Below are 21,887 nucleotides of genomic sequence, written 5' to 3' on the forward strand. Positions count from 1 at the left end.
TTCGTCTCCGGTGCCTCCCCGCTCGCCGCCCGCTGGATCGGCGTCACCTGCGCCGCGGTCTCGGGCCGCGGCGGAGGACCGTACGGTTCCACGTGATTTCCGGGCCCGGGACGGGTTCGCCAGCGAGTGCCCCGGCAAGCGTCTCTACGGCAAGCTCGGCACGGCCCGCTCCAGCGCGGCGCGCTGCCAGGGGGGGCGGCCGGGGGAAACCGCGCACCGATCCGACGGGACTCCGCGCGGCCATCGAGGGTGTCGTCGCCTGGTCTGCATACACTGACCGGCCGAAACGACGGTCGACGAGTGGTGCGGCCGGACCCGGCAGGAAGCAGAGACGACAGGTGACAGAAGCGATCCTCCTGGTCGGTGGCAAGGGCACGCGGCTGCGACCGCTCACGGTGCACACGCCCAAGCCGATGGTCCCCGCCGCCGGGGTGCCGTTCCTCACCCACCAGTTGGCGCGGGCCAGGGCGGCGGGCGTCGAGCACATCGTCCTCGCCACCAGCTATCTCGCCGAGGTCTTCGAACCCTGTTTCGGCGACGGCTCCGCGCTGGGCCTGCACCTGGAGTACGTCACCGAGGAGGAGCCCCTGGGCACGGGCGGCGCCCTCCGCAACGTCGCCTCCCGCCTCCACTCCGGCCCCGACGACCCGGTCCTGGTCTTCAACGGCGACATCCTGACCGGCCTCGACATCAGGGCCCTCATCGGCACGCACGAGTCGACGGGCGCGGACGTCTCCCTGCACCTGACGAAGGTGCCGGACCCGCGGGCCTACGGGCTCGTCCCCACGGACGCGACCGGGCGCGTCCAGGCCTTCCTGGAGAAGCCGCAGACCGCGGAGGAGATCGTCACCGACCAGATCAACGCGGGGGCGTACGTCTTCCGCCGCTCGGTCATCGACGCGATCCCGGCGGGCCGCCCCGTCTCCGTCGAACGCGAGACCTTCCCCGGCCTGCTGGCGGCCGGCGCGCACCTCCAGGGCATGGTCGACTCCACCTACTGGCTGGACCTCGGCACCCCCGCCGCGTTCGTCCGCGGCTCGGCCGACCTGGTCCTCGGCCGCGCGCCGTCCCCGGCCGTCCCCGGCCGACGCGGCGACCGCCTGGTCCTCCCCACGGCCACGGTCGCGCCGGACGCGAAACTGACCGGTGGCACGGTGGTCGGCGAGGGCGCGTACGTGGCACCGGGCGCGCGGGTCTCCGGCTCGGCCATCCTCCCCGGCGCCGTCATCGAACCCGACGCCGTCATCACCGACTCCCTGGTCGGCACCCGGGCCCGCGTCGGCGAACGCTCCGTCCTCACCGGCACGGTCGTCGGCGACGGCGCGATCGTGGGCGCCGACAACGAACTGCGCGAGGGAGCACGCGTCTGGTGCGACGCCCACATCCCCCCGGCAGCCCTCCGCTTCTCCTCCGATCAGTAACCACCCCCGAGAGCCCCACCCCGACAGCGGCCAGCCGCACCCCCGCCCCGCTGCGGGCAGTCGTGGCGCTGGGGCGGCCCGGGTGGGCGCAGCGGCACCGGCCGGCGCCGGCGAGCGTCCCTACCCGGTGTCCGGCGGCGCCCGGCCGTCACCGGCGAGCGTCCCCACCGGTGTCCGGCGGCGCCCGGCCGGCACAGGCCCCGCGTCCGGCGGCACCCAGCCGGCACAGGCAAGTGTCCCTACCCGGCGACCGGCGACAGTCACCCGCGTTCGGCGCCACCCACCCGGAGGGACAGCACAGCCCCCCTCACAGCAGCCCGATATCCACCCGAGGCATCTTCGGCACCCGCCGCCCCGGCACGCACCCGCTCAGCAGAATCAGCCGGGCCGCCCGATGCCGCTGCCCGGCATACGGCTCCAGCAGCCGCAGCATCACGGAGTCGTCCGCGTCCCGGTCACCGGCCAGGGCCCACCCCACGATCCCCGGCAGATGCAGATCCCCCACCGTCACCGCGTCCGCCGCCCCGTGGCTGCGCTGCACGACCTCGGACGACGTCCACGGCCCCACCCCCGGCACGACCTCCAACCGCGCCCGAGCGGCCTCCGCCGGCATCCCGACCGCCTGCTCCAGCCGCGCGGCGACGCGTACGGCCCGCAGGATCGTGGACGCCCGCTTGTCGTCGACCCCGGCCCGGTGCCACTCCCAGGAGGGAATCAGCGCCCACGTCCGCGGCGCGGGCATCACGGACATCGGCCGTTCCCCCACCCCCGCGGGCCCCGGCGCCGGCTCCCCGAACCGCCGTACGAGCAGTCGCCACGCCCGGTACGCCTCGTCAGTGGTGACCTTCTGTTCCAGCACGGACGGGATCAGCGACTCCAGCACCAGCCCGGTCCGGGTCAGCCGCAGCCCCGGTCGCCGGTGCCGCGCCAGGGCCACCACCCGGTGCCGCGGTACGAACGCGCCGGGATCGTCGGCGGCACCGAGCAGCTCCGGCAGCCGCTCCAGCAGCCACTCGGCGCCGGGCCCCCACGCCTCGCCGAGCACCTCACCCCGGTACGCGCGCACCCGCAGCGTGCCCGGCCCGGCGGGCGTACGGGTGGCCCGCCACACGGACCCGTCCGCCGTGGCCCGGAACGTCGGGTCGGCGGGCCCGCGCCGGAGCGGTCCGAGGACCAGCCCGAGCTCGACGGGCCCGTCCGGCACCCACCGCCGTACCCGCACCGGCGCGCTCGCCTGCCGCGCCACCCCGGCCGCGGCGCCCGCGGGTACGGCGGCATGCCCGCCGCGTACGGTCGTACGCGTGGGGCGCTGGGGAAAACGTCCTGCCACTGAAGGGTCCTAGAGCTGCCGGGGCTGTCCTACGAGAGTAGGTGGTGTCCGAGGTGTCTCACCGCACCTCTAGGAACGCCCCCGCGTCCCGCTGCGGACGCGGTCCCGGCTCCCCGGCCGGATGGCCGACCGCCACCGCGCCCATGGGGTCCCAGCCGGCCGGCAGCTCCAGCACGTCGCGCACCACGTCCCGGCAGAACATCGTGGACGACACCCACGCCGAGCCCAGCCGTTCCCCGGCGAGCGCGACCAGCAGGTTCTGCACGCCCGCGCCCATCGCGACGACGAACATCTCCCGCTCGGCGCCGTCCCGCCGCGCGTCCCCGTAGGTGTGCGAGCCGTCCATGACGAGGCACGGCACGACCAGACAGGGCGCGCTGCGGAGCACGTCCCCGCGGCGGATCCGCCGGGCGACGGACTCCTCGCTCTTGCCGTCCCGGCGCAGGTCGGCCACCCAGGCGTCCCGCATCGCGTCCAGCAGCCGCGTGCGGGACTCCGCCGACTCCAGCAGCACGAACCGCCACGGCGTGGTGTGGTGCGGGGCGGGCGCGGTGACCGCCGCGGCCACCGCGCGGCGTACCGCGCCGGGGTCGACGGGCTCGTCGGTGAACGCCCGGACCGTGCGCCGCTGGGTCACCGCCTCGCGGACCGCCTCCGAGGTGCCGAGCCGGAACATGTCGTCCCGCGCGGTGCGCACCAGCGCCCGTGCGCCCTCCCCGTTCCCGTTCCCGTCACCGTCCGTGCCGTCCTGGGCCTTGGTCACCAGGTGCGGCAGGCCGCGCACCACGGCCACGGGCCGGCCCGCCGTCTTGCCCTTGACCAGGTCACCGGCGGCGGCCAGCTCGTCCGCCGTGGCGACGACGGTCGCGTTGAGCGGGTTGCCGTGCCCGTCCGTGCCGCCGCGCAGATCGTCCAGCACGCGCACCCCGGCGGCGCCGATGGCCACGTCGGTCAGCCCCGCGCGCCAGGGTCGCCCGAAGGTGTCGGTGACGACGACACCGACGTCGACGCCGAGGGCGTCGCGCAGGCCGGCCCGGATCGCGCGCGCGGACGCGTCCGGGTCCTCGGGCAGCAACAGCACCGTCCCGGCGGGCGTGTTGGAGGCGTCGACCCCGGCGGCGGCCATGACCAGGCCCTGTCGGTTCTCCACGATGCGCAGAGTGCCGCGCCGGGCCACGACCCGGACCGTTTCGGCGTCGATCGCGGCCTCCCGGTCGTCCGCCCGGACGATCCGGCCCTCGGCCTTGGAGACGATCTTGGAGGTGACGAGCAGCACGTCACCGTCGGCCAGGCGCGGCTCGGCCGCGGCGATCAGCTTGGCCAGGTCGTCGCCCGGCTGCACCTCGGGGATGCCCGACAGGGCCCGGACCGAGTACTCCGGGCGCTCGTGCCCCGGGCGCTCCTCGCTCACGCTCCCCGCACCTCCTCGGCCAGCGCCAGCGCCTCACGTGCCATCTGGGCGGTGGCGTCCGGTCCGGTCATCATCAGCGGCACGGCCCGGCAGCGGATGCGTCCGTCGGCCTCGACCCGCTCCACCACGCCGGCGTCCACGGTGTCGACCAGCCAGCCGTCCAGCAGCCCGGAGCCGTAGTGCTCGGCGACCGCGGCGGCCGTGGACTCCACGCCGACCGCGGCGAGCACCTTGTCGGCCATCCCGCGCACGGGCGCGTCGCCGACGATGGGGGACAGGCCGACCACGGGCACGCCCGCGTCGGCGATGGCCTCGCGGATGCCGGGCACGGCCAGGATCGTGCCGATGGACACGACCGGGTTGGACGGCGGGAACAGGATGACGTCCGCGGCGGCGATGGCCTCCAGGACACCCGGGGCCGGCTTGGCCTGCTCCGCGCCGACCGGGACGACCGCCTCGGCCGGGACGGAGGCGCGCAGCCGCACCCAGTACTCCTGGAAGTGGATCACCTTGCGTTCACCCTCGCCCGCGGCGGAACCGCTGCCGGGCAGGGTGACGGCCACGTGTGTCTCGACGCGGTCGTCGGTCATCGGGATCAGCTTCACGCCCGGCTGCCAGCGGTCGCACAGCGCCTCGGTGACCGCGCTCAGCGGATACCCGGCGCCGAGCATCTGTGTCCGCACGATGTGTGTGGCGAAGTCCCGGTCGCCCAGCCCGAACCACTCCGGGCCGACGCCGTAGGCCGCCAGTTCCTCCTTCAGGTGGAAGGTCTCGTCGGTCCGCCCCCACCCCTGCTCCTCGTTGATGCCGCCGCCCAGTGTGTACATCACCGTGTCGAGGTCCGGGCAGACCTTCAGCCCGAAGAGATGGATGTCGTCGCCGGTGTTGCCGATGACCGTGATGTCCGCGTCCGGCACGGCCCGCTTCAGACCACGCAGGAAACGGGCACCGCCGATGCCGCCTGCCAGAACCACAATGCGCATGAGGCCAAGTCTCGCAGGCGGGTACGACAACGCGTCAGGCAGTCACCGGACGCGGCACCGACTGATTCGAGGCAGCCGGGTTCCGTCCGGCCGGGGCTCAGGCAGTCACCGGACGCGGCCCGGTGCGCGCCTCGCAGTGCGGGGAGCCGTGCATCGGCATCTCGGTCAGTCCCGGGAAGTACACGTGCAGGCTGACCGCCGGCTCCAGCGTGTCGTTGACGACCTCGTGGACGTACCCCGGTGCGAAGACCCGACCCCACCCCCCGCCGGACTCCCCGCCGGCCCCGTGCGGCGGCCTGCCCGCCGCGCCGGCCGTCAGCGCGCGCGTGCCGTGCGCGGTGCGCTCGGTGAGCGTGCCCTCCAGGACGGTCAGCACTCCGGAGGAGCGGCCGTGGTCGTGCGGCCCGCTGCCCTGTCCGGGCACCCAGGACAGCAGCCACACCTCGTAGCCGGGGCCGGTGCGCAGCCGGTGGTACCAGCGGCTGGTGGCGTCGTAGCGGACGAGGTGCGCCCACTGGGCGCGGTCGGCGGCGATCGAGCGCGCGAGTCCCACGAACTCGGCGATGGTGGCCGGGTGCTCGCGCGGCGGCTGGAGCAGGTGCGGGACTTCGAGGATGTCGCCGGCGATCTGGAGGTCGTTGTCGCTGTTCATCGGGGTGCGGTGGTCCTCGGCGGAAGAGTGGGGGGGCTGGAGCTGGGGTGTGGAGCCGGGTGACGCGTGCGGTCCGCCCGGGTCACGGGCGGGCGGGTGCCCCGGTGCGGGATCACGGAGCGTGGAACGCGGCCGAGTCGGGATGGACTCGGGGACAGCCGGAGCGGACTCGGCTCAACGGCTGGGACAGCAACAACAGCTACAGCGCGCGCGGGCGGCACCGAGGGACCCGGCGGAGCGGGTCGAGGCGGGCGCCAAGTTCGCGAGCATGCCCACTAGGACACCGGTTCACACCCGCACTGTCAACTCGCCGCCCGGTATGTGGGACATGTTTCACCTCATCCGGTTCTTCTGGCAGGTGAAAGGTTTGTTCACCGGGATGTGGGGACACATGGGGCACATCCGAGCGCTCGAGCCCCGCGGAACGCGATCGAACACGGGGACGTCCTTCTCCGTACAGGGATGTGTGCGGGGTGTCGGCCGCCCCATGGGTCCTGTCTGCGTGTCAAGGTTTATGCCGATTTGAACACTTTCTGCACGGCCTTGGTTCCGCAGAGTGAATAACGGGCCCAATAGCAGATCTCAGCTTGACTCGCCCGGAGCAGCACACTTGTAATTTCACTCGTGTCGTTCAGCCGGAATCGGTAACGGCCACGCACGGGGACGTGAAAGACGGACGAGGGGCGCACATGACCGAGCTGGTGCAGCAACTGCTGGTCGACGACGCGGACGAGGAACTCGGCTGGCAGGAGCGCGCGCTGTGCGCCCAGACCGACCCCGAGTCCTTCTTCCCCGAGAAGGGCGGCTCCACCAGAGAGGCCAAAAAGGTCTGTCTCGCCTGCGAGGTCCGCTCCGAGTGCCTCGAGTACGCCCTCGCCAACGACGAGCGGTTCGGCATCTGGGGCGGGCTCTCCGAGCGGGAACGCCGCCGGCTGAAGAAGGCCGCCGTCTGAGCGCAGCAGCACGCGTACGGCCGCACGCGCACAGCCGTACGCGCACAGCACGCACGCACGCGTACACACGGGAACGTCACGAACGGCCCGGCGCCGGTGGGTTGTCCACAGGCGCCGGGCCGTCGTCATGCCCAGCCGATAGTGTGGTCGCTCGTCCGAGACGCCCCGCCGTCCCCTCGACGCACGAGGAGGCGCGGGCGTCCACCGCAGTCCATCGAACCGGGGCCCGTACCTCGATGTCCGTGCACAGCCATTCGGCGGCCCAAGACGGCACCGCCACCCCTGAGTTCCCGCGTCATGTGGTGACCGCGGTCCTCGTCTCCCACGACGGCGCCCGCTGGCTGCCCGACGCGCTCGCCGGGCTGCTAGGCCAGGAGCGCCCCGTCCAGTACGCGGTCGCCGCCGACACCGGCAGCGCGGACGGCTCCGCCGAGCTGCTCACCGACGCCCTAGGCGACGCCAACGTGCTGCACCTCGCCCGCCGTACCGGCTTCGGCCAGGCCGTCGAGGAGGCGAGCCGTACCGCGCCCGTCCTCACCCCGGAGGACCTGCCCTACCTCAAGCGCCCCAGCGGCTGGGACCCGGTCACGCGTAGCTGGCGCGACGACGCCTACGACCTGCCCGCACTGCCGCACGGCGAACCCGTCCAGTGGCTGTGGCTGCTGCACGACGACTGCGCCCCCGAACGCGACGCCCTCGCCGAGCTGCTCCGGGTCGTCGACACCGAACTCGAACTCGGCCGCGACGACGTCGCGGTCGTCGGCCCCAAGCTGCGCGGCTGGTACGACCGCCGGCAGTTGCTGGAGGTCGGCGTCACCCTCGCCGACTCCGGCCGCCGCTGGACCGGCCTGGACCGCCGCGAACAGGACCAGGGCCAGCACGACCACGTCCGCACCGTGCTGTCCGTCTCCACCGCCGGCATGCTCATCCGCCGCGACGTCTACGAACAGCTCGGCGGCTTCGACCGCCGGCTGCCCCTGATGCGCGACGACGTCGACCTGTGCTGGCGCGCCCACACCGCCGGCCACCGGGTCCTGGTCGCCCCCGACGCGGTCGTCCGGCACGCCGAGGCCGCCTCCCGGGAGCGCCGCACCGTCGACTGCGCGGGCCGCACCACCGCCTCCCCGCACAAGGTCGACAAGGCCGGCGCCGTCTACACCCTGCTCGTCAACACCCGTACGGCCGCGCTGCCCTGGGTGTTCACGCGGATCGTCCTCGGCACCGTCCTGCGGACCCTCGCCTATCTCGTCGGCAAGGTCCCCGGGCAGGCCCTCGACGAGATCCGCGGCCTGCTGAGCACCCTGCTGCGCCCCGAGCGGATCATCGCCGCCCGGCGCCGCCGCGGAGCCGCACAGACCGGCAAGGGCGAACTGCGCGGCCTGTTCCCGCCGCCCGGCGCCACCGTCCGGGCCACCATGGAACAGCTCGCCGGCCACTTCGCCAGCGACTCCGACATCGACACCACCTCGGCCGGCCGGCACGGCGGCGCCGTGGAGTCCGGGCCCGGCGGCGACGACGCCGACTTCCTGGAGGTCGAGCACTTCGCCCGGCTCCGGCGGATCGCCCGCAGACCCGGCCCGGTGCTCTTCCTCGTCCTGCTGCTCGTCTCCCTCGCCGCCTGCCGCGCCCTGATCGGCGGCGACGCGCTCGGCGGCGGCGCCCTGCTGCCCGCCCCGGCCGACGCCGGCGACCTGTGGTCCCGCTACCTGGACGCCTGGCACCCGGTCGGCTCCGGCGGCACCACGTCCGCACCGCCCTACCTGGCGTTCGTCGCGGCCCTCGGTTCCCTCCTGTTCGGCTCCACCGGACTCGCCGTCACCGTCCTGCTGGTCTGCTCGGTGCCGCTCGCCGGATGCACCGCCTACTTCGCGTCCCGCCCCCTGGTCACCTCCCGGCTGCTGCGCGCGTGGGCGGCCATCGGCTACGCCTTCCTGCCCGCCACCACCGGCGCCCTGGCCGGCGGGCGCATCGGCACCGCCGTCCTCGCCGTCCTGCTCCCGCTCATCGCGCGCGCGGGCGTCGCCGCGAGCGGCCTCGCGCACCGCACCGGCGCACCCGGTAGCTGGCGAGCCACATGGGCGTACGCGCTGCTGCTGAGCATCGCCACCGCCTTCACGCCGATCGTCTGGCCCGTCGCGCTGCTCCTCGGCCTCGGTGTGCTCCTCCTGCGCCGCCGCGACTTCGTCGCCCACGGGCTGCGCTTCCTCGTCCAGCTCGGCACCCCCCTGCTGGCCCTCGCGCCCTGGTCGCTGACCCTCCTGCCGACCGGCTTCTTCCAGGAGGCCGGCCTGGAGTACGGCCCCTCGGCGGCCTCCGCGACGGACCTGCTCGGCTCCAGCCCCGGCGGCCCCGGCACCGTGCACGGCCTGATGCTCATCGGCATCGTGCTCGCCGCCCTCGCCGCCCTCCTGCGCTCCGAACGGCAGCTCGGCATCCGTACCGCCTGGGCCGTCGCCCTCGTCGGCCTCGGGTTCGCCGTCCTGTCCAACCGCTCCGCCTGGGCGGGACCGGCCACCCTCGTCTACGGCATCGCCCTGCTGGCCGCCGCCGCGCTCGGCGCCGACGGCGCACGCGCACGCGTGGCCGAGCAGAGCTTCGGCTGGCGCCAGCCCGTCGCCGCCCTGATCGCCTTCGCCTCGGCCGCCGGCCCCCTGCTGGTCGCCGCCGGCTGGATGATCGGCGGCGCCGACGGCCCCCTGGAGCGCCGCGACCCCTCGCAGGTGCCCGCGTTCGTCGCCGAGGACTCCGCCACCGGCGACCAGGCCCGCACCCTGGTCCTGGACAGCGACTCCGCCGCGCGTGTCCGCTACAGCCTGGTCCGCGGCTCGGGCGCCCGCATGGGGGATGCCGAAATCGCCGCCGCCGACGGGGGGAACGCCCGCCTGGACAAGGTGGTCGCCAACCTGGTCGCCGGCTCTCCGGCGCCGACCAGGCCGACGAACTCGGCGGCTTCGCCGTGCGCTATGTCCTCGTGCACCAGGGCGCCCCCCGCGACACCACCCGCGTCCTCGACGCCACCCCCGGCCTGTCCCGGCTCAGCCGGCAGAGCGGCAACGCCCTGTGGCGCGTCGACCAGGAGGTCTCCCGCGCGGCCATCGTGCCCGCCGCCGGGCAGAGCGTGGCCCAGCCGGTCACCGCGGGGCCCGGTGGAGATCCACACCACGATCCCCGCCGGCTCGGGCAGCCGCGTCCTGCGCCTGGCCGACAGCGCCGCCGCCGGCTGGACGGCCACCCTCGACGGCAGACCGCTCACCCCCACCACGGTCGACGGCTGGGCCCAGGGCTTCCGGCTGCCGTCCACCGGCGGCAGGCTCGACGTCACCTACGACGTACCGTTCGCCCACACCGCCTGGCTGTGGGCCCAGGGCGCGCTCGCCGTCGTCCTGGTCGTCCTCGCCCTCCCCGGCCGCCGACGCGACGTCGACGACGACCTGCCCGAGGAGCAGCCACTGCCCGCCCAGGCCACCGCCGGCGAGGGCCGCCGCGCCCGCCGCCTGCGCGCCCAGGCCGAGGAGCCGCCCGCCGGGAACCCGCCCGCCGCGCCCGCACCGCCCGAGCAGCCCCCGGCGGCCGTGCCCCACCAGCAGTCCTACGACGAGTGGGACCCGGGCACGTACGGCGACACCGGCCACGGCGCGGACCCGTACCGCACCGCGACGGGCTACGACCAGCAGACGTACCAGCAGCCCGACCCCTACCAGACGACGGCCCCCTACGACCCGTACGCCTACACCGGCGGCGCCGAGCAGCCGCCGTACGACCCGGCGGCCTACCAGCAGCAGCACTACGGCCAGGGTTACGAGCAGGCCTACGACCCCGCCCACGACCCCGCCCGGCAGGGCTACGACCCGGCCCACCCCCACGGCACCGGCAGCGAGCGCCCCGACGGGAGCCAGCAGTGAAGCGCACCACCCTGTCCCTGTTCGCCGGCACGGCCGCGCTGGCCGCCGTCACCGCGTTCGCCGCGGTCGCCACGCCGGCCGCGTCCGGCGCCGCCGCACCCCGCACGGCCGCCCGACTGCCCGTCGAGCGCACCAGCCTGCTGTGCCCGGCACCCAGCGACTCGGACATCGCCGACACGACGTACACGTCGTTCACCCCGCTGACCAAGGGCGCCGCACACCACGGCACGGCGCGGCTCCAGGCGGCCGACGGGGAGGCGGCCGGGAGCGGGAAGGGCAAGGGCGGCAAGCAGAAGGCCGGCCGGCCGGTGCTCACCCCGAAGGCGCCGGGCACGCCGGTCACCGGCGACACCTCCGGCGCCGCCCCCGCACTGGTCGGCACGGCGGACGGCGGGTTCGCGCCCGGCTGGACCCTCCAGGAGACCACCGAGATCGCCGCCGGCACCGGCCGCGGCCTCCAGGGCGTCAACTGCACCGGCGCGGACACCGAGTTCTGGTTCCCGGGCGCCGGCACGGCCCCCGGCCGCACCGACTACGTCCACCTGACCAACCCCGACGACTCCGCCGCCGTCGTCGACATCGAGCTGTTCGGCAAAGAGGGGGCGATCAAGTCCCCGCTGGGCGAGAACCTCACCGTCAAGCCGCACACCAGCAAGGCGTTCCTGCTCTCCACGCTCACCGACGAGCGGCAGACCGACCTGACCCTGCACGTCGGCGTCCGCAGCGGGCGGGTCGGCGCGGCCGTGCGGGCCCTGGACGACAAGGCGGGCGGCGACTGGCTGGCCCCGGCCGCCGACCCGGCCGGCAGCCTGGTCCTGCCCGGCATCCCGAAGGACGCCACCGACGTCCGCCTCATCGCCTTCACGCCCGGCGACGACGACGCCGACCTGAAGATCCGCCTGGCCTCGCCCGACGGCCTGATCACCCCGGCCGGGAACGAGACCCTGCACGTCAAGTCCGGCATGACCGGCGCGGTCGACCTCGGTGACGTGACCCGCGGCGAGGCCGGCTCCCTGGTCCTGACGCCCACCGGCCGGCCGGTCCCGGTCGTCGCGGCGCTCCAGGTCGTCCGGGGCAAGGGCGACAAGAAGGAGACGGCGTTCATCCCGGCCACCGCCGCCGTCGGCACGCGCGCGACATCGGCCGACAACCGGGCGAAGGGCACCACCCTCGCCCTGACGGCGCCCACCGCCACGGCCACGGTCAAGGTCACCGCGTCGGCCGGCAGCGAGGGCGGAACCCCGGTCAGCAAGACGTACACGGTGAAGTCCGGCACCACCCAGGACATCGCCGCCCCGGTCCCGGCCGGCCTGAGGGGCGCGTACGCCCTCACGGTGGAGCCCACGTCCGGCGGTCCCGTCTACGCCGCCCGCACCCTCGCCGTAACCGGCACGGACGTCGCCGCCTTCACCGTCCAGACCCTGCCGAACGACCGCGGCACGGTGGCCGTCCCCCGGGCGGAGGAGGATCTGGCGGTCCTCCAGAAGTAGGCGGACGCCCGCCGCGGGCGGTGGCGCGGGCGGCCCGCGCGCCGCTGCCCGCGGCGCAGCCGGGCGCCGGCCGGTCGCCCCGGCGAACGCCTAGTCCTCCCCGTACCGCGGATCCACGGTCTCCGGCGTCAGCCCGAGCAGCTCGGCCACCTGCTCCACCACGATCTCGTGCACCAGCGCGGCCCGCTCGTCGCGCCCCTTGGTCCGGATCTCCACCGGCCGCCGGTACACGACCACCCGGGCCGGCCGCCCCTCCCGCGCGGGGACGGTCCCGCCGAGCGGCACGGCCTCGTCGCTCCAGGCGGCCTGCTCCCCCCGGCCCTCCAGCCGGGGCGCCTCCAGCACGAGGAAGTCGATGTCGGCGAGCTGCGGCCACCGCCGCTCCAGACGGTCCACGGAGTCCTGCACCAGGTCCGCGAACACCTCGGCACGGCTGGCCGCGAGCGGCACCTGCGGCGGTGCGATCGGCCCCCGCATGCCCCTCCCGTGGCGATCACGGCGACGGGGTCCGGGTCCGGCGGCACGGGGCGGTACACGGTTGTCCATCACCGGTGAAGCGTAGTCCCCGCGCCCTGCGCCCGTCCGTCTCCACGCGGCAACCGGCGGTGATCACTCGTGTCGCAGGCTGACCGTTCCGGCCAAGGTGTGGCTCGTTCTCGTACCCTTCCCGGACCGCCGAACGCACGACGGCCGGCGGCGTCTGTCCCGGTATGCGACTGACCGTCCCGCCGCCCGGCACCCGTGGGGAGGCCCTCCGCCCAGGTCAGCAGGGGCCCTCAGGAGCGGTGTGTGGGGCGTCTCACAGCCCGACACGGTGGAGTGACCTGGGGGAGAGTCGTCGCGGCCCGCTCAAGAGTGCGGTACCGTCCAACGTCGTGAGCCCTGTACGTCGCTGTTCGCGCACCGCCTGCGGCCGACCCGCCGTCGCGACGCTGACGTACGTCTACGCCGACTCGACCGCGGTCCTCGGCCCGCTCGCCACCTACGCCGAACCCCACTGCTACGACCTGTGCGCCGAGCACTCCGAGCGCCTCACCGCCCCGCGCGGCTGGGAGGTCGTCCGCCTCCTCGACGGTTCCGCTCCCGCGCGGCCCAGCGGAGACGATCTGGAAGCGCTTGCCAACGCCGTGCGCGAGGCGGCCCGTCCGCAGCAGCGCGCGGCCGGGGCGGGCGGCGCCGGAGCCCGCTCGGTGGATCCCATGGAGGTGGCCCGCCGCGGTCACCTGCGGGTCCTGCGCTCTCCGGACAACTGAGCGCCACCCGACGCCACCCCGCCAGGTGTGACGGTTCTTCTCCCGCGAGCGTCCCCGCCGGGGGACCGCCGGGCGTCCACCCGGTGTCCGCGCACCGCCCCGCACCCCGGACGGGTAGTTTGTGGGCACCCATAGGACTTCGGAAGGTTTGGCCGTGACTGCTGATCTGTCGCAGCTCGTGAAGGCGTACGACGTGCGCGGTGTGGTCCCGGACCAGTGGGACGAGCGACTGGCCGGACTGTTCGGCGCCGCCTTCGCTCAGGTCACCGGGGCGGCGGCCATCGTCGTCGGCCACGACATGCGCCCCTCGTCCCCCGGCCTCTCCCGCGCCTTCGCGCGCGGCGCGGCGGACCGTGGCGTGGACGTCACCGAGATCGGCCTGTGCTCCACGGACCAGCTCTACTACGCCTCGGGCGCGCTGGACCTCCCGGGCGCCATGTTCACCGCCTCCCACAACCCGGCCCGGTACAACGGCATCAAGCTGTGCCGCGCGGGCGCCGCGCCCGTCGGCCAGGACACCGGACTCGCGCAGCTCCGCGAGCTGGCCGAGCGCTGGCTGGAGGAAGGCGCTCCCGAGCCCGCCCCCCGGCCGGGAACCCTCTCCTCGCGCGAGACGCTGGAGGACTACGCGGCGCACCTGCGCTCCCTCGTCGACCTGACCTCCGTCCGCCCCCTGAAGGTCGTGGTCGACGCCGGCAACGGCATGGGCGGCCACACGGTCCCCCCGGTCTTCGCCGGCCTGCCCCTGACCCTCGTCCCGATGTACTTCGAGCTGGACGGCACCTTCCCCAACCACGAGGCCAACCCCCTGGACCCGGCGAACCTGGTGGACCTCCGGAAGCGGGTCCCGGCGGAGGGCGCCGACCTCGGCATCGCCTTCGACGGCGACGCCGACCGCTGCTTCGTCGTGGACGAGAACGGCGACCCCGTCTCCCCGTCCGCGATCACCGCGCTGGTCGCCGCCCGCGAACTCGCCCGCAACGGCGGCACGGGCACCGTCATCCACAACCTGATCACCTCCCGCACGGTCCCGGAGGTCGTCCGGGAGAACGGCGGCACCCCCGCCCGCACCCGGGTCGGCCACTCCTTCATCAAGGCCGAGATGGCCCGCACCGGCGCGATCTTCGGCGGCGAGCACTCCGCCCACTACTACTTCAAGGACTTCTGGAACGCCGACACGGGCATGCTGGCCGCCCTGCACGTCCTCGCGGCCCTCGGCGGCCAGGACGGCCCGCTGTCCGGCCTGGTCGCCCAGTACGACCGCTACGCCGGCTCCGGCGAGATCAACTCCACCGTCGCCGACCAGACCGGCCGCCTCGCCGCGATCCGCACCGCGTACGAGGACCGCGCCGACGTCACCCTGGACGACCTCGACGGCCTCACCGTCGCCGCGGCCGACTGGTGGTTCAACGTCCGCCCCTCCAACACCGAGCCGCTCCTGCGCCTGAACGCGGAGGCGAAGGACGAGGCCACGATGAGGAAGATCAGGGACGAGGCCCTGGCGATCATCAGGGGCTGAGAGGCCGGCCCACCAGCGGTACGCTGACCGGGCATCCACAGACACCCGCACGCCCCCGAAGGGACACCCCATGCCGCTCGAAGCCGGCCTCCTGGAGATCCTCGCCTGCCCGGCCTGCCACGCCCCCCTCAAGGAGCAGGACACCGAGCTGATCTGCACGGGCCAGGACTGCGGCCTCGCCTACCCCGTGCGCGACGACATCCCGGTCCTCCTCGTGGACGAGGCCCGCCGCCCCGAGTGACGGAACCCCGCACGCCGTAGCGAGGCCCCCTGCACCCCGCCGCCACGAGGCCCTGTTCCCCGTGGTGGCACGGCGCCCCGCGCCACCCCCTGCAAAGGCTCTGCCCAGGACCCCCGGCGATGGAGGCTGCCGCCCATGCTGGACGAATCGCTGCTCGACACCCCGGAGGGTCTCTCCGAGGCCGACCACCGAGGCCTGCTCCGCGGCGCCGCGGAGGCCGGTGCCCGCGTCCGCACCGCCGCCCGGCATGCCACCGAGGCCGGTGTCGGCGGCCTCACCCCCGACGGCCGCCCGCGCGCCGTCCTGATCGCGGGCCCGGGCGTCGCCGCCACCCACACCGCCGACCTCCTCGGCACGCTGGCCGGCGCCGGCAGCCCCGTCGTCCGGCTCGCCCCCACCGGCGTCGCCCCGGCCCCGGGCGCCCTGCGCTGGGAACTGCCCGGCTGGGCCGGCTCCGTGGACCTGCTGCTGATCACCACCCCGGACGGCACCGAACCGAGCCTCTCCCTCCTCGCCGAGCAGGCCTACCGGCGCGGCTGCTCGGTCGTCGCCGTGGCCCCGCAGAGCACCCCGCTCGCCGAAGCCGTCGCCGGCGCGCACGGCCTGTTCGTACCGATGGCGACCGCGCCCTACGACGAGCAGGAACCGCTCGCCGGGTCCGCCCCGGGCGTCTTCTGGGCCCTGCTGACCCCGCTGCTGGTCCTCCTGGACCGCGTCGGCCTGCTCGACGCCCCGCCGGACGCCATCGAGAAGATCGCCGACCGCCTGGACCGCATCGCGGAACGCTGCGGCCCCGCCATCGCGACCTACGGCAACCCGGCCAAGACCCTGGCCGCGGAACTCGCCGACGCGCTCCCCGTGATCTGGACGGAAGGCACCTCGGCGGGCCCGGCCGGCCGCCGGTTCGCCGCCGCCCTCGCCGAACTCGCCGGCCGGCCCGCCCTGGTGGCCGAGCTGCCCGAGGCGCTCGCCGCGCACACCACCCTGCTGGCCGGTCCACTGGCCGCCAGCGCCGATCCGGAGGACTTCTTCCGCGACCGCGTGGAGGAGCCGCCCGCGCTGCACGCGCGCGTGGTGCTCCTCCGCGACCGCCCGACCAGTGGGCTCACCGCCGCGCCCGCCGCCCGTGACCTGGCCCTCGACCACGACACGCCGATCAGCGAGCTCGAACCGGAGGAAGGCGGCGAACTCGAGACCCTCGCGGAACTGATCGCCGTCACGGATTTCGCCGCCGTTTACCTGGCGCTCGCTTCCGGAGCCTGATCTTTGCTCCGGGCCGGACCAGCCGTGCCCGCACCGGCGCCGCGACCGACGTAGCCCCCGGCGCCAGCCGAGCAGCGTACGTACGGAGACAGAGAAGACACATGGACCGCCTCGACAACACCGTCCGCCCCTACGCCTGGGGTTCCACCACCGCCATCCCGCACCTCCTCGGCACCGAGCCGACCGGGGAACCCCAGGCGGAGATGTGGATGGGCGCCCACCCGGGCGCCCCCTCGCGCACCACGCGCGGGACGCTCGCCGAGGTCATCGACGCCGGCCCGGAGCGCGAACTGGGCTCCCGCGCGGTCGCCAGGTTCGGCCCGCGCCTGCCGTTCCTGCTCAAGATCCTCGCCGCCGGCGCGCCGCTCTCCCTCCAGGTGCACCCCGACCTGGCACAGGCCGGGCAGGGGTACGCCGACGAGGAGCGGCGCGGCGTCCCCGTCGACGCCCCGCACCGCAACTACAAGGACGCCAACCACAAGCCCGAACTGATCTGCGCCCTCACCGAGTTCGACGGCCTGTGCGGCTTCCGCGCCCCCGCCGAGGCCGCCGACCTGCTCGACGGACTCGGCGTCGACTCCCTCAAGCCGTACGTCGACCTGCTGCACGCGCACCCCGAGGACGCGGCCCTGCGCGAGGTCCTCACCGCCATCCTCAGCGCCGACCCGCAGGAGATGGCCCGCACGGTCGCCGAGGCCACCACCGCCTGCGCCCGCCTCGGCGGCGCCTACGCGCCCTACGCCGACATCGCCCACCACTACCCGGGCGACCCCGGCGTCCTCGCCGCCATGCTGCTCAACCACGTCCGCCTGCAACCCGGCGAGGCCCTCTTCCTGGGCGCCGGCATCCCGCACGCCTACCTCGACGGCCTCGGCGTCGAGATCATGGCCAACTCCGACAACGTCCTGCGCTGCGGCCTCACCCCGAAGCACATCGACGTCCCCGAACTCCTGAGGGTCGTCCGCTTCGAGCCGAGCGACCCGGGCGTGCTCCGCCCCGAGGCATCCCCGGACGGCGAGGAGGTCTACGAGACGCCGATCGACGAGTTCCGCCTCTCCCGGTACGTCCTCCCGCAGGCCGGCAGCGCCCACGACCTCACCCGGGACACCCCGCAGATCCTGCTCTGCACGTCGGGTTCCGTCCGGGCCGGGGAACACGAACTGGGCCCCGGTCGGTCGGTCTTCGTCCCGGCCGGCGAGAAGGCGGAGATCTCGGGCGCCGGCACGGTCTTCCGCGCCACTGTGATCGTATGACCGGGGGTGTGGACAGGTGACACGGCGTGGCCCGGCCGGACTGCAACAATGATCCACCGGCAAAGGCCGGGCAAAGCCGGGCACACGTCCTGACGGCACGGACGTACGAGAGCGACAGAGGCGAAGGGACAACGCGGACACATGAGCGCGTCAGGCGGTACCAGGGCGATCGTGGCGGCACTCGGCGCCAACCTCGCGATCGCGGCATCGAAGTTCGCGGCGTTCGCGTTCAGCGGCTCCTCCTCGATGCTCGCCGAGGGCGTCCACTCGCTCGCCGACTCCGGCAACCAGTTCCTGCTGCTCGTCGGCGGCAAGAAGGCACAGCGCGAGGCGACCCCCCAGCACCCCTTCGGCTACGGCCGCGAGCGGTTCATCTACGCCTTCCTCGTCTCGATCGTCCTGTTCTCGATCGGTGGCATGTTCGCCATCTACGAGGGCTACGAGAAGGTCCGTCACCCGCACCAACTGGAGCACTGGTACTGGCCGGTGGGCGTCCTCGCCTTCGCGATCATCGCGGAGGGCTTCTCCTTCCGCACGGCCATCAAGGAATCCAACGAGACACGCGGCAAGCTCTCCTGGGTCCAGTTCATCCGCCGCGCCAAGGCGCCCGAGCTGCCCGTCGTCCTCCTGGAGGACTTCGGCGCGCTCATCGGCCTGGCCCTCGCCCTCGGCGGCGTCGGCCTCGCCCTGCTCACCGGCGACGGCATCTGGGACGGCATCGGCACCGTCTGCATCGGCGTCCTGCTCGTCGCCATCGCCCTCGTCCTGGCCGCCGAGACCAAGTCGCTGCTGCTCGGCGAGTCCGCGGGCCTCGACGACGTCAAGAAGATCGAGGCCGCGATCGTCGACGGGGCCACGGTCACCGGCATCATCCACATGCGCACCCTGCACCTCGGCCCCGAGGAACTGCTGATCGCCGCCAAGATCGCCGTCCGGCACGACGACACGGCCGCCGAGGTCGCGAACGCCATCAACGCCGCCGAGACCCGCATCCGCACCGCGGTCCCCATCGCCCGCGTCATCTACCTGGAACCGGACATCTACAGCGAGGCCGAGGCCGCCGAGGGCCCGGACCCCAAGGCCACCCCGGGCGGCCCGAACCCCCAGCCGACCGGCCACTGAGCCCCGCCGGCTCCGCCCACCCGCTGCATGACGGGCCCGGCGGTCCCGAAGCGATCCGGCGCCGAGGACATCACGACGTCTCCGCGCCGCACCTCGCTGCCGTCCACCCGCTCCTGGACGATCCGGTCACTCCGCTGGTACGTCGGCTCGATGCTCCGGCTCGGCAGGGTGCCGGTGCCGTACGCACCGTGCCCCTACAGGTAGCTCCCACCGGCCGGCACCAGTCCCAGCAGCCCCACCACCAGCGCCGTGATCCCCGGTCCCCGCCCTCTGCCCGCCATGTCCCGTCCTCCCACGTGGCCCGTTTGCGGCGCGGACGCTCTCGGCCCTCCCTGAACCCCGTGCGCCCGGGGCGGAAGGCCACCGCCACCCGCTCCGGCCGGACCGATCACGTCGATCTCCTCACGCTTCCGGCCGCGCCCGCCGCGTCCCGAACCAGCCCGCGAACGGCACCGCACCGCTCGCCACCTCCGCCCCAAGCGTCGAGAAGCCCCAGTTCAGACCGGTGCGCCGGTCCCGGCCGCACGGCTCACTCCCGCCCGCCGACCGCCCGACCCGGCCCCCGGGCCGCCGGCCGCCCGGCCCGAAGGGTTCTGAGGTGGACTGGGGGCGGACGGGCCCTGCGGTGTAGCTTGGGACGGAGCCAGACGTCGCTGCTGATGGCGGTCGGGCGGTCCCGGGTGGACCGGCCGAGGGAGAGAGGGCCTCCGACGGACTGCGCTGCGCGCACGTGGGCATGCCTGTGTCCTCTTCTCGGGCACCCCTGTGTCCGCCGCCGCGCAGACCAGCCGTACCCACCTCGCCCCGATCCCGAGGAGCAGCTCGCAATGACGACTGTCGACAACCGACAGGACTTCAAGGTCGCCGATCTCTCACTGGCCGAGTTCGGCCGCAAGGAGATCTCCCTCGCCGAGCACGAGATGCCCGGCCTGATGGCGCTCCGCAAGGAGTACGCCGAGGCGCAGCCGCTGGCCGGCGCCCGCGTCACGGGCTCGCTGCACATGACCGTGCAGACCGCCGTGCTCATCGAGACCCTGGTCGCCCTCGGCGCCCAGGTCCGCTGGGCCTCCTGCAACATCTTCTCCACCCAGGACCACGCGGCCGCCGCCATCGCCGTCGGCCCGAACGGCACGCCCGACAACCCGCAGGGCATCCCGGTCTTCGCCTGGAAGGGCGAAAGCCTGGAGGAGTACTGGTGGTGCACCGAGCAGGCGCTGACCTGGCCGGACGCCCCCACCGGGGGCCCGAACATGATCCTCGACGACGGCGGTGACGCCACCCTCCTCGTCCACAAGGGCGTCGAGTACGAGAAGGACGGCAAGGTCCCGTCCGTCGACACCGCCGAGTCCGACGAGCACCGCGTCATCCTCGAACTCCTGCACCGCACCATCACGGACGGTTCGCAGAAGTGGACCCAGTTGGCCTCCGAGATCCGTGGTGTCACCGAGGAGACCACCACCGGCGTCCACCGCCTGTACGAGATGCAGCGCGACGGCGCCCTCCTCTTCCCGGCGATCAACGTCAACGACGCCGTCACCAAGTCGAAGTTCGACAACAAGTACGGCTGCCGCCACTCCCTCGTCGACGGCATCAACCGTGCCACCGACGTTCTGATCGGCGGCAAGACCGCGGTCGTGTGCGGCTACGGCGACGTGGGCAAGGGCTGCGCCGAGTCCCTGCGCGGCCAGGGCGCCCGCGTGATCATCACCGAGATCGACCCGATCTGCGCCCTTCAGGCGGCGATGGACGGCTACCAGGTCACCACCCTGGACGAGGTCGTCGAGACCGCCGACATCTTCATCACCACCACCGGCAACAAGGACATCATCCTCGCGTCGGACATGGCGAAGATGAAGCACCAGGCGATCGTCGGCAACATCGGTCACTTCGACAACGAGATCGACATGGCCGGCCTCGCCAAGATCCCCGGCATCGTCAAGGACGAGGTCAAGCCGCAGGTCCACACCTGGACCTTCCCGGAGGGCAAGAAGCTCATCGTGCTCTCCGAGGGCCGCCTGCTGAACCTGGGCAACGCCACCGGTCACCCGTCGTTCGTGATGTCCAACTCCTTCGCGGACCAGACCCTGGCCCAGATCGAGCTGTTCACCAAGCCCGACGAGTACCCGACCGGCGTCTACGTGCTGCCCAAGCACCTCGACGAGAAGGTCGCCCGCCTCCACCTGGACGCGCTCGGCGTCAAGCTCACCAAGCTCCGCCCGGAGCAGGCCGCGTACATCGGCGTCGAGGTCGACGGCCCGTTCAAGTCGGACCACTACCGCTACTGAGCCGGTGACCGCGTAGCCCGGCCCGCCGGGGACGGCACGTCGGCGCACCGACGCACCCTCCCCGGCAGCAGGTCCTTCGAGGCAGGCCCCCGCACCCCCGTGCCGGGGGCCTGCCCCTTTGACCCGCCGCTCCGGCGGCGCGCGACCGGCCGGCTCACGACCGTCAGCCCGTCAAGACCCAGGACGCCCATGCCCCGCGGCCGTTATTCGCTCCACGATCCGCACGACCACACCCCCCTCGCGGAAGAACACTTCCAGTGCGCCCCCGGCCCGTCCGGCTGGCGCTACGTCTCGCGGCTGACGACCCCCGCCGGCGATCACCGGGGCTCGGTCGACCTCACCCTGGACGACCTCGGCCGCCCCATCCGCCTCGAACTCCACGCGGGTGGCTGGCAGGTACGCGGCGCCGCCCTCGACGGCGTCACCTGGGTCCGCACCGACCCCACCGGCACCGATGCCACCGAAGGCAATGCGCGCGCCCACGCCTTCACCGGCACGTCCCCCGCGTTCCTCGTCGCGACCGCCCGTCTCCTGCGCCTCACCCCCTCGTCCGCGGCAACCCGCGTACGCCTCGTGGCCCTCACCGACCCGGTCCTCGCCCCCCGCACCGTGGACCAGTCCTGGGCCTTGGTGAACAGCGAAGCACACGCCACTGACAACGGCCCGCTGACCGTGGACGAATACCAGGTCACAGCCCTGGACACGGGCGAACGGCACACCGTGCACCTCGCCGGCGACGTCGTCCTGTCCGCGCCCGGCATCGAGCTGGAAGACCTCCGGTCACCGCCGTCGACCTTCCCCTGATGACG

The 21,887-nt window shown here is 74.0% G+C and carries 16 protein-coding genes and 1 pseudogene; 12 read left to right on the plus strand and 5 right to left on the minus strand.

The window, feature by feature from the left end:
* Positions 1-338: 338 nt before the first annotated feature.
* Positions 339-1,421 carry a mannose-1-phosphate guanylyltransferase gene (locus tag D9753_RS21315; RefSeq protein WP_121788442.1) on the plus strand — a complete coding sequence of 361 codons (1,083 nt, stop codon included), beginning with the start codon at positions 339-341 and terminating at the stop codon, positions 1,419-1,421.
* A 307-nt stretch (positions 1,422-1,728) separates the two neighbouring features.
* Here the strand turns inward: D9753_RS21315 and D9753_RS21320 are convergent, their stop codons facing one another.
* The 4 genes from D9753_RS21320 to D9753_RS21335 form a co-directional block, all read right to left on the minus strand.
* A complete protein-coding gene (locus tag D9753_RS21320; protein WP_205614218.1) occupies positions 1,729-2,751 on the minus strand; it encodes a DNA-3-methyladenine glycosylase family protein in 1,023 nt (340 codons plus the stop codon).
* Positions 2,752-2,809: 58 nt separating this feature from the next.
* On the minus strand, positions 2,810-4,162 hold the full coding sequence (locus tag D9753_RS21325; RefSeq protein WP_121788443.1) for a coenzyme F420-0:L-glutamate ligase: 1,353 nt from the start codon (positions 4,160-4,162) through the stop codon (positions 2,810-2,812).
* Positions 4,159-5,145, minus strand: a complete 987-nt coding sequence (cofD, locus tag D9753_RS21330) for a 2-phospho-L-lactate transferase (RefSeq protein WP_121788444.1) — start codon at positions 5,143-5,145, stop codon at positions 4,159-4,161. Before cofD ends, D9753_RS21325 begins: the two co-directional genes overlap by 4 nt.
* A 97-nt stretch (positions 5,146-5,242) precedes the next feature.
* Positions 5,243-5,797 carry a cysteine dioxygenase gene (locus D9753_RS21335; protein WP_121788445.1) on the minus strand — a complete coding sequence of 185 codons (555 nt, stop codon included), beginning with the start codon at positions 5,795-5,797 and terminating at the stop codon, positions 5,243-5,245.
* A 689-nt stretch (positions 5,798-6,486) separates the two neighbouring features.
* Between D9753_RS21335 and D9753_RS21345 the strand changes: the two genes are divergently transcribed.
* The 3 genes and pseudogenes from D9753_RS21345 to D9753_RS21355 all read left to right on the plus strand — a co-directional run bounded on the left by D9753_RS21345 (position 6,487) and on the right by D9753_RS21355 (position 12,142).
* The gene (locus D9753_RS21345; protein WP_003975777.1) at positions 6,487-6,750 is read left to right on the plus strand and encodes a WhiB family transcriptional regulator; all 264 of its coding nucleotides are present in this window, start codon (positions 6,487-6,489) and stop codon (positions 6,748-6,750) included.
* Between the two features lie 236 nt (positions 6,751-6,986).
* Positions 6,987-10,652: pseudogene (locus D9753_RS21350) on the plus strand (glycosyltransferase).
* A complete protein-coding gene (locus tag D9753_RS21355) occupies positions 10,649-12,142 on the plus strand; it encodes a DUF5719 family protein (RefSeq protein ID WP_121788447.1) in 1,494 nt (497 codons plus the stop codon). The pseudogene D9753_RS21350 and the gene D9753_RS21355 overlap by 4 nt, the downstream one beginning before the upstream one ends.
* 90 nt (positions 12,143-12,232) lie before the next feature.
* Here D9753_RS21355 and D9753_RS21360 read toward each other — a convergent pair whose 3' ends face one another.
* Positions 12,233-12,619: a metallopeptidase family protein gene (locus D9753_RS21360; protein ID WP_121788448.1), complete on the minus strand. Its 387-nt coding sequence runs from the start codon at positions 12,617-12,619 to the stop codon at positions 12,233-12,235.
* 398 nt (positions 12,620-13,017) lie between these two features.
* Here D9753_RS21360 and D9753_RS21365 point away from each other — a divergent pair, with 398 nt between their 5' ends.
* The 8 genes from D9753_RS21365 (at position 13,018) to D9753_RS21405 (ending at position 21,882) form a co-directional block, all read left to right on the plus strand.
* Entirely contained in the window at positions 13,018-13,395 is a 378-nt protein-coding gene (locus D9753_RS21365) for a DUF3499 domain-containing protein (RefSeq protein WP_394346737.1), read from the plus strand.
* A gap of 154 nt (positions 13,396-13,549) precedes the next feature.
* The gene (locus D9753_RS21370) at positions 13,550-14,914 is read left to right on the plus strand and encodes a phosphomannomutase/phosphoglucomutase (protein ID WP_121788449.1); all 1,365 of its coding nucleotides are present in this window, start codon (positions 13,550-13,552) and stop codon (positions 14,912-14,914) included.
* Between the two features lie 70 nt (positions 14,915-14,984).
* A complete protein-coding gene (locus D9753_RS21375; RefSeq protein WP_121788450.1) occupies positions 14,985-15,155 on the plus strand; it encodes a Trm112 family protein in 171 nt (56 codons plus the stop codon).
* A gap of 135 nt (positions 15,156-15,290) precedes the next feature.
* Complete coding sequence (locus tag D9753_RS21380; RefSeq protein ID WP_121788451.1) at positions 15,291-16,418, plus strand: SIS domain-containing protein; 1,128 nt, start codon at positions 15,291-15,293, stop codon at positions 16,416-16,418.
* 101 nt (positions 16,419-16,519) lie between these two features.
* Positions 16,520-17,671, plus strand: coding sequence for a mannose-6-phosphate isomerase, class I (manA, locus tag D9753_RS21385; RefSeq protein WP_121788452.1), 1,152 nt, complete (start codon positions 16,520-16,522; stop codon positions 17,669-17,671).
* Positions 17,672-17,812: 141 nt separating this feature from the next.
* Positions 17,813-18,793 carry a cation diffusion facilitator family transporter gene (locus tag D9753_RS21390; protein WP_121788453.1) on the plus strand — a complete coding sequence of 327 codons (981 nt, stop codon included), beginning with the start codon at positions 17,813-17,815 and terminating at the stop codon, positions 18,791-18,793.
* Between the two features lie 827 nt (positions 18,794-19,620).
* Positions 19,621-21,078, plus strand: coding sequence for an adenosylhomocysteinase (gene ahcY, locus D9753_RS21400; protein WP_121788454.1), 1,458 nt, complete (start codon positions 19,621-19,623; stop codon positions 21,076-21,078).
* A 189-nt stretch (positions 21,079-21,267) separates the two neighbouring features.
* Positions 21,268-21,882: a hypothetical protein gene (locus D9753_RS21405; RefSeq protein ID WP_121788455.1), complete on the plus strand. Its 615-nt coding sequence runs from the start codon at positions 21,268-21,270 to the stop codon at positions 21,880-21,882.
* Positions 21,883-21,887 lie beyond the last annotated feature (5 nt).

It is taken from the genome of Streptomyces dangxiongensis (genome assembly GCF_003675325.1).
In the GTDB taxonomy this organism is placed as follows: Bacteria; Actinomycetota; Actinomycetes; order Streptomycetales; family Streptomycetaceae; genus Streptomyces; species Streptomyces dangxiongensis.